At 45.7% G+C, this 13,482-nt stretch carries 10 protein-coding genes and 1 tRNA gene; 8 read left to right on the forward strand and 3 right to left on the reverse strand.

Annotated elements, in window-relative coordinates:
- The first annotated feature begins 416 nt into the window (after nucleotides 1–416).
- The 7 genes from lldP to AZH43_RS19045 all read left to right on the forward strand — a co-directional run bounded on the left by lldP (nucleotide 417) and on the right by AZH43_RS19045 (nucleotide 8,806).
- On the forward strand, nucleotides 417–2,099 hold the full coding sequence (gene lldP, locus AZH43_RS05615) for an L-lactate permease (protein ID WP_171254427.1): 1,683 nt from the start codon (nucleotides 417–419) through the stop codon (nucleotides 2,097–2,099).
- A 32-nt stretch (nucleotides 2,100–2,131) separates the two neighbouring features.
- The gene (lldR, locus tag AZH43_RS05620) at nucleotides 2,132–2,875 is read left to right on the forward strand and encodes a transcriptional regulator LldR (protein ID WP_067667685.1); all 744 of its coding nucleotides are present in this window, start codon (nucleotides 2,132–2,134) and stop codon (nucleotides 2,873–2,875) included.
- A gap of 2 nt (nucleotides 2,876–2,877) precedes the next feature.
- Complete coding sequence (lldD, locus tag AZH43_RS05625) at nucleotides 2,878–4,029, forward strand: FMN-dependent L-lactate dehydrogenase LldD (protein WP_067667479.1); 1,152 nt, start codon at nucleotides 2,878–2,880, stop codon at nucleotides 4,027–4,029.
- A 293-nt stretch (nucleotides 4,030–4,322) separates the two neighbouring features.
- Entirely contained in the window at nucleotides 4,323–6,020 is a 1,698-nt protein-coding gene (dld, locus tag AZH43_RS05630) for a D-lactate dehydrogenase (protein WP_067667480.1), read from the forward strand.
- A 239-nt stretch (nucleotides 6,021–6,259) separates the two neighbouring features.
- Nucleotides 6,260–8,296, forward strand: a complete 2,037-nt coding sequence (locus AZH43_RS05635; RefSeq protein ID WP_067667481.1) for an NADPH-dependent 2,4-dienoyl-CoA reductase — start codon at nucleotides 6,260–6,262, stop codon at nucleotides 8,294–8,296.
- Nucleotides 8,297–8,382: 86 nt separating this feature from the next.
- Nucleotides 8,383–8,472: transfer RNA gene (locus AZH43_RS05640), tRNA-Ser, on the forward strand.
- A gap of 211 nt (nucleotides 8,473–8,683) precedes the next feature.
- On the forward strand, nucleotides 8,684–8,806 hold the full coding sequence (locus AZH43_RS19045; RefSeq protein WP_264753344.1) for a hypothetical protein: 123 nt from the start codon (nucleotides 8,684–8,686) through the stop codon (nucleotides 8,804–8,806).
- An 88-nt stretch (nucleotides 8,807–8,894) separates the two neighbouring features.
- Here the strand turns inward: AZH43_RS19045 and AZH43_RS05645 are convergent, their stop codons facing one another.
- The 3 genes from AZH43_RS05645 to AZH43_RS05655 form a co-directional block, all read right to left on the reverse strand.
- Entirely contained in the window at nucleotides 8,895–9,593 is a 699-nt protein-coding gene (locus AZH43_RS05645) for a pirin family protein (protein WP_067667483.1), read from the reverse strand.
- A 121-nt stretch (nucleotides 9,594–9,714) separates the two neighbouring features.
- Nucleotides 9,715–10,812: a hypothetical protein gene (locus AZH43_RS05650; protein ID WP_081406779.1), complete on the reverse strand. Its 1,098-nt coding sequence runs from the start codon at nucleotides 10,810–10,812 to the stop codon at nucleotides 9,715–9,717.
- Between the two features lie 150 nt (nucleotides 10,813–10,962).
- Entirely contained in the window at nucleotides 10,963–12,195 is a 1,233-nt protein-coding gene (locus tag AZH43_RS05655; RefSeq protein WP_067667484.1) for a L,D-transpeptidase family protein, read from the reverse strand.
- Nucleotides 12,196–12,400: 205 nt separating this feature from the next.
- Here AZH43_RS05655 and hemE point away from each other — a divergent pair, with 205 nt between their 5' ends.
- Complete coding sequence (gene hemE, locus AZH43_RS05660; protein WP_067667487.1) at nucleotides 12,401–13,471, forward strand: uroporphyrinogen decarboxylase; 1,071 nt, start codon at nucleotides 12,401–12,403, stop codon at nucleotides 13,469–13,471.
- Nucleotides 13,472–13,482: the final 11 nt, after the last annotated feature.

The following is a 13,482-nucleotide window of genomic DNA, read 5'->3' on the forward strand; positions in this document are numbered from 1 at the left end:
TAAGCGATGATTTGAGCGACGATGGAATTGGCCGAAAATTCATGCAGCCGCTGCGGTTTATTGTGCCGATGTGTTTGATAGGTACCTGCTTAAATGCTTGTTTTAGACTAAAGTATAAGACCTGTAGCTTGAGAAACTGCTGTTCCAATGAAAAATATTAAAAATGAAAGATTTATATAATTTGATCTGTTTTCCCCGCAGCCTAAAATTGGCACTAAAACTCCGTTTTGAATGATAATATTGGTATGACCAATTTTAATTCATTAATTAATAATTGATCTTTAAATCAACAGAAAGTACGATATTCTCTCTCAAAGAGATATATTTTTTACTTAATTGATTATTGGTCATACCAATTATCGTGTTATGCGATGGATGATCAGACCGGTTTGTGTTCTAGAAAGCATTTCAAGGAGATGACAATGCTTCAGCAATGGCAACAGATTTATGACCCTATGGGGAACATTTGGCTTTCAAGCTTAATTGCCCTGATCCCGATTATTTTCTTCTTCTTGGCCTTGGCGGTTTTTCGCCTAAAAGGCAGTGTTGCAGGCACGATTACCGTAGTCTTAGCACTGCTGGTTTCCCTGTTTGCATATCAAATGCCGGCTGCTATGGCGTTTGCATCAATGATTTACGGTTTCTTTTATGGCCTCTGGCCGATTGCCTGGATCATTATCGGCGCGGTGTTTTTGTACAAGATTTCAGTGAAAACGGGCCAGTTTGATATTATCCGTTCTTCCATTTTGTCCATTACCGAAGATCAGCGCTTGCAGATGCTGCTGGTCGGCTTTGCTTTCGGCACCTTCTTAGAAGGCGCGGCTGGCTTCGGCGCACCGGTGGCCATTACCGCAGCGCTGCTGGTTGGTTTAGGCTTTAAGCCGTTGTATGCAGCTGGACTTTGCTTGATTGTAAATACTGCACCTGTGGCATTTGGCGCAATGGGCATTCCAATTATTGTTGCAGGTCAGGTGTCCGGTGTAGACACCATGGAAATCAGTCAAATGGTGGGCCGTCAGCTGCCGTTTATGGTGCCGATTGTACTGTTCTGGATTATGGCCATTATGGATGGCTGGCGCGGTGTAAAAGAAACTTGGCCTGCTGTTATTGTCGGTGCTGGTTCTTTTTCGATTGCGCAGTATTTAACGTCGAACTTTGTTGGGCCTGAATTGCCTGATATTACCGCGGCGATTGCATCTTTAGTGTCATTGACCATTTTATTGAAATTTTGGAAACCCAAGCATATTTTCCGTTTTTCAAATGAAGATGCAAGTCTGGATCAATCGGCTGCCCAAGAGCTTGAGGCTCAAAAGCAGAAGAAGTACAGCCTAGGCCAAATTGCCAAAGCATGGTCACCATTTGCGATATTGACAGCAATGGTAACGGTCTGGAGCATCAAGCCTTTTAAAGATTTATTTGCAAAAGACGGTGCATTAAGTGATTTAGTCATTTCAATTAAAGTGCCGTATTTGCATCAGCTTGTGCAGAAGCTTCCGCCGGTCGTTCCAGACATCAAAGACTATGATGCCATTTATAAATTTGACTGGATATCAGCAACAGGTACAGCCATTTTTATTGCCGCTGTCATCACGATTTTCTTTTTAAAAATGAAACCGAAAGAGGCAGTGGTTACTTTCGGTGAAACACTGAATGAATTGAAAGTGCCTATTTATTCGATTGGCATGGTGCTGGCATTTGCTTTCATCGCAAACTATTCAGGCATGTCTGCCACTTTGGCGCTGGCATTGGCGCATACCGGAAAGGCATTTACTTTCTTCTCGCCATTCTTAGGCTGGTTAGGCGTATTCCTGACAGGTTCAGATACCTCTGCAAATGCGCTGTTCTCTGCATTGCAGGCGACAACGGCGCAGCAAATCGGGGTGCCGGAAGTCTTGCTTGTGGCGGCCAATACCAGCGGCGGTGTAACAGGAAAAATGATTTCTCCTCAGTCGATTGCGATTGCATGCGCAGCCGTAGGTTTGGTGGGTAAAGAATCTGATTTGTTCCGTTTTACAGTAAAACACAGTATAACGTTCACAATCATGATGGGCATTATGATTACCTTACAAGCCTATGTGTTCCCATGGATGATTCCGTAATGCGGGATCAATGAAAAAGTAGAGAAATGCAGATGAAAGTCTCCGATCAAGCCGTACAGCAGCTTCGCATACTGATTGCACAGAGCAATATGCAGATTGGAGACCGTTTGCCTGCAGAACGTAAATTATGTGAACAGCTTGGAATTTCCCGCTCTTCGCTGCGTGAGGCGATACAGCATTTGGTCAGCACCGGAATGCTGGTGAGCAAAGCCGGGTCGGGGAGCTTTCTGCAGCAGTTGCCTGACAGCTGGTCAAATCATCAAATTGTAGAGCCGCTGAGCAATTTGATTGATCAGGATCCTGCTTACCGTTTTGACGTGCAGGAAGCACGCAGTATTTTGGAAGGCGGAACAGCGTGGTATGCCGCACAGCGGGCAACACCTGAAGACTTGGTAAATATTCGTCAGTACTATGAGCAGATTTCTTATTATCAGTCGATTGGGGATGATACTCAGGCATCCATGGCGGATGCAAAGTTTCATTTGGCCATTGCTGAAGCCTCACATAATTTAGTGTTAATACAAATGATGCGCAGCTTGTTTGACTTGCTGAAATTTAACGTCGTCTTAGGCCGCCGTAAAGTCTATACAGACGCGCACCGTTTTGATCAATTGCGTGATCAGCATTTTCAAGTGATGGATGCAATTGAACGCCGTGATCCGGACGCTGCCCGAAACGCAGTGTGCGGACATATTGAGTTTGTAGTTCAACAGGTGCGCTTGATTGATGAAGAAGAAGCTCGTCGACAGCGTGCCAGTAGATTAAACAGGATATAGCCATGATTATTTCTTCTGCAAATGACTATCGTGAAGCCGCACGACGTCGTTTACCGCCTTTTCTTTTTCACTATATTGATGGCGGCGCATACGCGGAATACACATTGAAACGTAATGTGGAAGATTTATCGAAAATTGCGTTAAGGCAGCGTGTACTGAATGATATGTCGCAGCTGAGTTTAGAAACCAAGCTGTTTGATGAAACTTTATCGATGCCTGTCGCTTTATCGCCAGTGGGCTTAACGGGCATGTATGCGCGGCGCGGTGAAGTTCAGGCTGCTGTCGCGGCTGACAAAAAAGGCATTCCTTTTACGTTGTCGACAGTGTCTGTGTGCCCCATTGAAGAGGTTGCGCCTGCAATCAACCGTCCAATGTGGTTCCAGCTGTATGTCTTGCGTGACCGCGGTTTTATGAAAAATGCTTTAGAGCGGGCTAAGGCGGCTGGCTGTTCAACGCTGGTCTTTACCGTGGATATGCCTGTGCCAGGCGCACGCTACCGTGATGCGCATTCAGGGATGAGCGGGCCAAATGCAGCGATGCGCCGTTATGTGCAGTCTTGCATGCATCCGCACTGGGCTTGGAATGTCGGCTTATTGGGCCGTCCGCATGACTTAGGCAATATCTCTAAATATTTGGGCAAGCCAACCGGTTTGGAAGATTACATTGGCTGGCTGGGCAATAATTTTGACCCGTCCATTTCGTGGAAAGACCTTGAGTGGATCCGTGAGTTTTGGGATGGCCCGATGGTCATCAAAGGCATTCTAGACCCTGAAGACGCCAAAGATGCTGTACGTTTTGGCGCAGACGGCATTATTGTGTCCAATCATGGGGGTCGTCAGCTGGATGGTGTTTTATCTTCTGCGCGCGCTTTGCCTCCGATTGCTGATGCGGTGAAAGGCGAGATTAAAATTCTGGCAGATTCCGGTATTCGCAATGGGCTGGATGTTGTGCGCATGCTGGCTTTGGGAGCGGACACTTGCATGCTGGGCCGGGCATTTGTTTATGCATTGGGTGCAGCAGGCGGCGAAGGCGTTTCCAATCTGCTTGATCTGATTGATAAGGAAATGCGTGTAGCCATGACCTTGACTGGCGCAAAAACCATTGCTGACATTACTTCGGATTGTTTAGTGAAATTAGAGAAAGAGCTGGCTTAAATATTAATTTTGAATATTGAATTTGAGCCAATGCTTGAATTTAATACGTGTAAACGTCATCCGTAACTGTTCGAGGCAGAGCTGCATATTTAATATTATGTTTCTGCGATGAAAATATTGATTCGATGGAATTTGACGAATTTTACGGATGACAATGGTTTTGCCTGCTTTTTCCCAAAGAAAAGCAGGTCGAATCGAAGGCTAATTCCTAAATATATATAAGATTGAAAAGACTCCGCAGTAATGAATACCGTATTGATTAAGCACGGGAATTCATCAATAGGAAATGACAGATGCCATCCAATTCAGATACACAGCAAACTATTCAAAAACTCATCAGCATTGTCGGCAAACAGCACGTGCTGACCGATGATAACGACACGCGCCTTTACCGTCAGGGGCGCCGTTACGGAGCCGGTCAGGTTTTAGCCGTTGCAGTTCCGGGAACATTGCTGGAACAATGGCAAGTGCTTAAAACGGCAGTGGATGCAGATTGCATTGTGATTATGCAAGCGGCCAATACGGGTTTGACCGGAGGTTCGACACCGTTTGGTGATGATTATGACCGCCCGGTAATTTTGATGAGTACCCGCCGTTTAGCCGGTATTCAGGTGATTAATGAGGGAAAGCAAGTGATTTGCCTGCCGGGCGCTACGCTGGACCGCTTGGAAAAAGAATTGGCGCAATTTAACCGTGAGCCTCATTCAGTCATTGGTTCATCCTGTATTGGAGCTTCAGTTCTTGGCGGGGTGTGCAACAATTCTGGCGGGGCCTTGGTGCGCCGCGGGCCAGCATATACAGAGTTAGCCCTGTATGCACGTGTAAATGATGCTGGTGAATTAGAATTGGTCAATCATTTGGGGGTGAACTTGGGTGCATCGCCGGAAGAGATTCTGACCAAGCTGGAAAATAAAAAGTATCAGCTTAATGATATCATTAATAATTCAAGCTGCTGTGCATCAGATCAGCGATATGAACATGATGTGAAACAAGTGGATGAAAACACGCCGGCCCGTTTTAATGCCGACCCGACACGCTTATTTGAAGCATCGGGTTCTGCAGGTAAAGTTTGCGTATTTGCAGTGCGTTTAGACACCTTTGAGAAAATTCCGAGTCAGGTATTTTATGTCGGCACCAATTCACAGCATGATCTGACTGAAATCCGCCGTTTTTTGCTTAAAGATTTGCCGCGGCTGCCGATAGCTGGAGAATATATTCACCGTGTCGCTTATGACATAGGCGCTGAATATGGCAAAGATACCTTCATGTTTATTGAAAAGTTCGGGACGGCAAAAGTACCGGCGGCATTTGCCATGAAAGATAAGGTAGACGGCTATCTTGAAAAATTCGGCATGAAAGGTTTGTCAGATAAAGTGCTGCAGCTGGTAACTAAATTTATGCCTAATCATCTGCCGCCGCGCATGAACGAATTCCGCGATTTATATGAACATCATTTGGTGATCCGCATTGAAAATCAGGATGCGCATTTGGCAGAGGATTTTCTGAAAACCTATTTCCACGGTCAATCTTCAGGCAGCTATTTCCATTGCACAGAAGAAGAAGGGCGTAAGGCATTTTTGCACCGTTTTGCTGTAGCCGGCGCCGCCATCCGCTACCGCGATACACACCGTTCAGAAGTAGAGGATATTGTCGCGCTGGATATTGCGCTGCGGCGCAATGACCGTGAATGGGTAGAAACATTGCCGAAAGCTATGGATGATCTCATTCTTCATAAATTGTATTACGGGCATTTCCTCTGCCATGTGTTCCATCAGGACTATATTGTCAAAAAAGGCGTAGACCCTTTAGCGATGGAGCATCAAATGTGGCATTTACTGGATGAGCGCGGTGCTGAATATCCTGCGGAGCACAATGTTGGGCATCTTTATGTCGCGAAGCCGGCGCTGAAAAATCATTATCAAAAGCTGGATCCGACCAATAGCTTTAATGTGGGGATTGGTCAAACCAGCAAACTGAAATATTGGAAATAATTTTTTAATCCGATGCAAAGCTCAAACCAGTGAATTGAAAATCACTGGTTTTTTTGTCTTTAAAATCTCTCTAAAAAAACAAGAAGGCTTAACGGCTTGCCTTAAGATCTGTATCGGCCATGATCAATCGCATTGACCGTAAGCGCGGATAATATTTCTTGAATTGCCATCCCAAAATGAATAAAACCAGTTAAAGTAATATGCAACAAGTTGCAAAGCCAAATATAAAAGGATTCATGATGACAACGACCAGCTATGCAAATATTTTAAAACCGCTGCATTTGGGCTTTACTACCATTAAAAACCGTGTGGTCATGGGGTCAATGCATACCGGACTGGAAGATCGTTTTTATAATTATCCTAAATTGGCGGCTTATTTTGGCGAACGCGCTAAAGGCGGTGTCGGTTTAATCATTACAGGCGGCATTTCTCCGAACCGCCAAGGCTGGCTGCTTCCTGCGGGCGGCACGATGAATACTTTGGGCGATATTGCGCCGCATCGTTTGGTCACGCATGCCGTACATAAGCATGGTGCAAAAATTTTGATGCAGATTCTGCATGCAGGCCGTTATGGCTATCAGCCTTTTGTGGTGTCAGCCAGCCCGATTAAATCTCCGATTTCTCCTTTCAAGCCGCGCCAGCTGAGCGATAAGCAAATTCTAGACACCATCGATGACTATGTGCACTGCGCAAGTTTGGCGAAAAAAGCCGGCTATGACGGTGTTGAAATTATGGGGTCAGAAGGCTACTTGCTGAATCAATTCTTAAGCCGTCATGTCAATCAGCGGACAGACCGCTGGGGCGGCGATATTGAAAACCGCATGCGTTTTGCTGTAGAAATTGTGAAAGCTATCCGTGAAAAAGCGGGCGAGAAATTTATTATCTGTTTCCGCCTGTCGATGCTGGACTTGGTGCATGACGGCAATACCATGAATGAAGTCATTACTGTCGCTAAGGCCTTGGAGCAGGCTGGCGTGACTTTATTAAATACCGGAATTGGCTGGCATGAAGCGCGAATTCCAACTATTGTGACTTCGGTGCCGCGGGCCGCTTTTGCCGATTATACAGCGGAAGTAAAAAAGCATGTTTCTATCCCGGTAATTGCATCTAATCGAATTAATATGCCGGACACGGCTGAAGCCATTTTAGCAGCCGGCAAGGCCGATATGGTGCAAATGGCGCGTCCATTGCTGGCTGATGCATTTTGGGTGAACAAAACAGCGACCAACCGTATAGATGAAATTAATACCTGCATTGCCTGCAACCAAGCGTGTCTGGATCATACCTTTAAAAACCAGCGGGCAACCTGCTTAGTCAACCCGCGGGCTGCTTTCGAAACAGAATTGGTCTATCTGAAAGCCGCTAAACCGAAACGCATTGCTGTTGTTGGCGGCGGTGTTGCCGGCATGTCTGCCGCGACAGTTGCAGCCAGCCGCGGCCATCACGTGACCTTGTTTGAAGCTAGTTCAGACGTTGGCGGACAGTTTAACTTAGCAAAAGTTGTTCCGGGCAAAGAAGAGTTTCACGAGACCATCCGCTATTTTAAAGTGCAAATTGAAAAAACGGGTGTAGAACTCCGTCTAAATACTCAAGTCAACCGCGAACAGCTGGAACGTGAGGGTTTCGATGAAGTGATTGTTGCAACCGGCGTTGTGCCGCGCGCTTTGAAAATTGAAGGCAGCGATGCGCCGCAAGTCTTATCGTATGCAGAAGTATTGCGCGGCGCGCCAGTGGGTGACAGAGTTGCCGTCATAGGTGCAGGCGGTATTGGCTTTGATGTTTCTGAGTTTTTATTGAAGCCGCCTCATCAGCCGCAGCCACAGCCTTTGGCGGACTGGCAGCGCGAGTGGGGAGTCGATCCAAATCCTAATTATGTATCTGAGGGCGGTTCACAGCCTGCACATATAGAACCGCCTGTACGGGAAATCTATTTGCTTCAGCGTAAAACCACGCCGCTTGGCGCAGGTTTAGGCAAGACCTCCGGCTGGGTGCACCGTGCACAGTTGAAAAAGCACCAAGTCCGCATGCTGCGCGGTGTTCAGTACAAAACCGTTACTGATGAAGGGCTATGGATTGAACTGGCTGGGCATGATCAATTGCTGCGTGTCGATACTGTAGTGGTCTGCGCTGGACAAGAATCAGTCAAAGACATCATGCCGCAGGCGGCTGAAAAGACTTTGGCGAATTATCATATTATCGGCGGTGCAAAACTCGCCGCAGAATTGGATGCGAAGCGCGCCATCCGTGAAGGTGCAGAATTGGCGGCGCGTTTATAATTTTTGGCGAAACAATATTCATTTGAATGGCTTAGTTTCATTTTTTGCTTGTCATCATGACAAAAGCTCCGTATGATGGCGCACATGGAAGCGTGGCAGAGCGGTTTAATGCACCGGTCTTGAAAACCGACGAGGGTTTACCCCCTCCGTGAGTTCGAATCTCACCGCTTCCGCCAAATTCGAAAACCCCAATCATTTGATTGGGGTTTTTTTATGGCTGTTTAATTTAAAATCTAAAAAATAGATTGTTAATATTAAAATTAACAGTTTTAACGATTATTGGGTTTTCTTTATATTGTGTGCATTAAACAGGCGGATGCAGTTCTTGTGGTACTCAGCAGCCCAGAGCTCATCGTATGCAAAATGCTGGATATGAGGATGTAAAAGATGTTGAAATTAATCGTTGCTGTAATGACCGTGGCTACGCTGAGTGCATGCGCTTTTGATCCAGTGTCTTATGAACAATTGCGCCAAGCGGAAAACCTGCAGCACAACCGTACAATGGGCTGATGCTTGGTATTTGCTATATCATCCTTTAATAAGGCTGATTTAGCCCATAAAAAAGCCCTGAATGATCAGGGCTTTTTTATTATGTGATTTATGCAATTTGCTCTGGCAGGTCAAACCAAATCACTTGAGCATCTTCCAAAGCTTCAATTTGAGCGGGCTCAAGAAAGGCGATGGCGCCACCAGCGTCGACAGTATGTTCTGCAATTTTTACAGAGCCTGAAATGACATGCACATAATTAATATGCTGCGCAGCTTGAATATCTAAGCTTTTGCCCTGAGTAATCAATGCTGTTTTTATTTCAGCTTGCTGGCGGATATGCATCGGCGCATGATCATTCGGGCCAACAATTAAATGCCATTGATCGGGCTGTTCGCGCGGATCGCATTTAATTTGCTGATAAGTCGGCTCAGCATCGCGCTCATTGGGGATAATCCAAATCTGCAGCAAATGAACATCTTCATCGCCTTGATTCATCTCGCTGTGGCGAATGCCTGTACCTGCACTCATCAGCTGCCATTCACCGGCAGAAATACCGCCATGATTACCCATGCTGTCTCTATGCGTGATCGTGCCTTTAAGCACACAGGTTAAGATTTCCATGTTGTCGTGCGGATGCTGGCCGAATCCTTCATGGGCTGCAATCAGGTCATCATTAATCACGCGCAGCGCGCTGACACCCATATATTTCGGGTCATACCAGTTGCCAAACGAGAAACTGTGCTTAGACTCCAGCCAGCCCATTTTGACGTGGCCGCGGTTTTCACTTGGGTGTAAAAAAGCATTCATGGTTCTGCTCCGCTATTATTTTTAACTTGAATTCAGTGTAGTGTTTTATATCTGCAATGAATATAGAATAAAAGCGATGCAGTGTTTCAAATTTGAAATGAATCTGTATCACATCCGCAGCTTAGTTTAAACGGCAAAAGCGCTGGCGGAACCGCAGCCAAGTATAGGTTTTACCGTTTTCGTATTCTTGAATAAAGCGTTGGTATAAAGCCTGTTGCTGTTGCATCCATGGATTGCCCCAGCGGCTGCCTTTAGGCGCTGCTTTATCATGAAATACCCAATAGTCATTTAGGCAGCTGCTGGGTTCCGGCGGGGCATTTTTATGGGTTTCGTCATATTCATCCTGCATATTTTCCGCATTCACGCTGCCTGCATCATCCCGCAATGCTGCGCGTTCACTCAGGGTCAGCAGACGCTTTTCTGTATGCTTGGATAATTTTCCGCTTTGATATTCATAGCGGTATTCAACGTTATAAGGCTTGAGTGTCTGATAAACCCCAGGTGTATTGGTGCTGTACTCAATCACATTGTCATGATTATTCCCGGTCTTTGCGTTCTGCTTTGGGCCAAAACCCATGCCATTTTCAGGATTTGGCGCTATAAATTGAACGCGGTGCAAAATTTTGCCTTTGGGCGTCACTTCAATCAATTCATAGCTGCTGCGGTAGAAATAGCTGGCAAAGGCTGAGTCGAATGCAGTGTTGCGCTTCATTTCTGCCGGTGTATTCAAATAGCGGCTACGGAAAATCAGCATTAAATTACTCCCATGCGGCTGAATGCTGAACAGCTGATGGTCTTTTAATTGATGCTGCAGCTGAGGTTCAAGATGAATCGCCTGACGATTTTTTCCAAAGGACTGCGAGAGCGCAAAATTAGCGCTTCCTGAAGGCGCATCATAAAATATAGCCGGATTTTTATCCTCAGAAAGCGGATAGTAATACACGCTTTGCTTGCCATTGATGACGAAATGCCGCCGATTGCTTAAATATTGCTGAGAGCTGTCTTGATGCGGATTGTAGTTCGGATCGTGAATTTTTTTGCTGTCTGACCAATTTTCCGGATAAATTGAGTCATCTTCTTCACCGTCCAATGATGCGTCAATGTAGATTACTTGCTGAATGTCTTCTTCCAGTTCTGCATGTGCAGCTGCTGATAATCCTGTCAGCAGGGCAGCGCTGAAGGTTAAAGCTGTTAATTTTTTTATCTTTAAGTAAGGCATAGGATGATCCTTGATTATTTATATTCAGTCAGTTTTAGGCCGTAAAGCATTAGGACTTTAATTATTCTGCTGATCTGATTTTTTTATTTATTATAAAAAAGGTGTTTCAGCTGAATGCTGAAACACCTTGAGAGCTTTCAAAAAACCGTATTATTCTAAGAATTTAACGGTTACACCTGATTTTACTTTTTTGCCAAGATCATTGGCATCCCAGTTGGTCAGGCGGATACAGCCATGTGACGCAGTTTTTGAAATGGCAGAAGGATTCGGTGTACCGTGAATACCGAATGATTTCTTGCTTAAGCCAATCCAGATGTTGCCCACTGGGCCGTTCGGGCCAGGCGGTAAAGATAGCGGTTTAGTGTTTTTGCCTTGCACAAAATTGCTTGGTGAGTAGCTGTACCAAGGATTAGGCGCAACGCCAGTCACTTTGTACGTTCCTGTTGGTGATGGCGTATCAGAACTGCCGATCGTTGCAGGGAAAGAGCCGATCATTTGATTGCGGCTGTTGAATAGATACAGCTGTTTTGCGCCTTTATGCGCAACAATCAAATGAATGTCTTCAGGCACTTCATTGCGGATATTGGCAACAATGATTTTTTCGCCGGCTTTTTTGAACGTGGCTTTAGGATTTAATTTCTTTAGGAAATCTTCATCCATATGGAATTTTTCGCCCAGCATTTCAGTTACGCGGGTGTAATACAAGCCTTTCATTTTTGCCTGCAGCGCGTAGTCATGCGGAATAGACTGCGCATAAGGGCCATCTAGGTCTTGCTGCGTAATGGTATATTCAACAAAAGCCGGTTTGCTGCCTTGATTGGCAATCAATGCATCCCAAGTTTCTTTTGTCAGTGTGCCTGTCGGTTTCAAGCCTTTAATTTGCTGGAATGAAGCGATGGCTTTAAGCGTATTTTTACCGCTTGAACCATCAATGGCGCCAGGCGAAGCATGTGCATTGTTCAGCATGACATGCGCGCGCGCATAGACAGGAAATTGGCCTTTGCCAATATCTTCGAACCATTGCGCATTATTGATGCCATCCAGCGTCCAAGATGCTTTTGCGGCCGAAGCATTGCCCGCTGAAGCTTTAGGCGCTGCTGCTGGCGCAGTCGAGGGCGCTGCGCCCACATCGGCAGTTTGATCTTCAGTTTTTTGCAGATCATTCAGGGTTTGAGATGCTTTATTTAGATCTTGTTGTTCTTGAGAGGTAATTTGTGTTGCAGCAGAGGATGCTGAATCGGCAGCAAGCGGATCAATCGGGTCTTGAACCGCTACATCCGTAATTACCTTTGGATTTAATGGCTGTTCAGAAGTAGCTGCGGCAAAAGCTGTACCCGCAATTATGCAGCTTAAACTCATTGCGAGCATTGTGCGAACGAACATGTAACTCAACCTTAAGAATTATTCATTTACAATGTGAAAAAAACGTTTGCAAGTATTGCAGAAAAATTGGGGGGATGCAGTATTTGTTTTGTGTAAATATCATATTTACCTTTGACAATAATCGATTTTTAAAATTCTGAGAAATTACTCAATTTGAAGGGTTTTTGTTATGATGTTGCAAAGTTGAAAATAGATGGAAGAGTAAATGACGACCCTTAAAAATGACCGTTTCCTGCGTGCATTGCTGCGCGAGCCAGTCGATGCCACTCCTGTATGGATGATGCGTCAAGCCGGCCGTTATTTACCAGAGTATCGCGCAACCCGTGCAACGGCTGGAGATTTTTTATCGCTGTGCAAAAATGCAGATTTTGCCTGTGAGGTTACGCTGCAGCCATTGCGCCGCTATGATTTGGACGCCGCGATTTTATTTTCAGATATTCTGACTGTTCCGGATGCGCTGGGCTTAGGGCTGTATTTTGAAGCGGGTGAAGGCCCGAAATTTCATAAAACCATCCGTACCGAGCAAGATGTTGCAAACTTGCCTGCATTCAATGCCAAATCTGATTTGGACTATGTAATGAATGCAGTCAGCACAATCCGTTCCGCTTTAGGCGGTCAAGTGCCATTAATCGGATTTTCGGGCAGCCCGTGGACTTTGGCAACCTATATGGTAGAAGGCGGTTCAAGCAAGGACTTCCGTTTTACCAAGCAAATGATGTATGCGCAGCCAGAAGTGCTGCATGCGTTGCTGGACCGTTTGGCCGTGGCTGTGATTGATTATTTAAATGCGCAAATAGATGCAGGCGCGCAAGCTGTTCAAATTTTTGACAGCTGGGGCGGGGCATTGGCACACCGTGAATATATTGAATTCTCTTTGAATTATATGCAGAAAATTGTAGCAGGCTTGAAGCGTGAAAAGGATGGCCGCAAAGTTCCCGTTATTTTGTTTACCAAAGGCGGCGGCCAATGGCTTGAGCCGATGATTGCAACGGGTGCAGATGCATTCGGTTTAGATTGGACAACACAGCTGAACGTTGCACGCCGCACAGTTGCGGGCCGCGCAGCGCTGCAAGGCAATTTAGATCCGGCGACTTTATACGGCACTTCTGAATCAATTGCTAAAGCAACCAAAGCCATGCTGGACGATGCCTATGCCAATGGTGAAAAAACCGGATATGTTGCAAACTTAGGCCACGGCATTACCCAATGGGTAGACCCTGCAAATCCGAAAGCCTTTATTGATACTGTACACGAATACAGCGCGAAATATTTGTAATGCGTGGCGCG

Origin of the sequence: Acinetobacter pragensis (assembly GCF_001605895.1) — a bacterium.
Classification (GTDB): domain Bacteria; phylum Pseudomonadota; class Gammaproteobacteria; order Pseudomonadales; family Moraxellaceae; genus Acinetobacter; species Acinetobacter pragensis.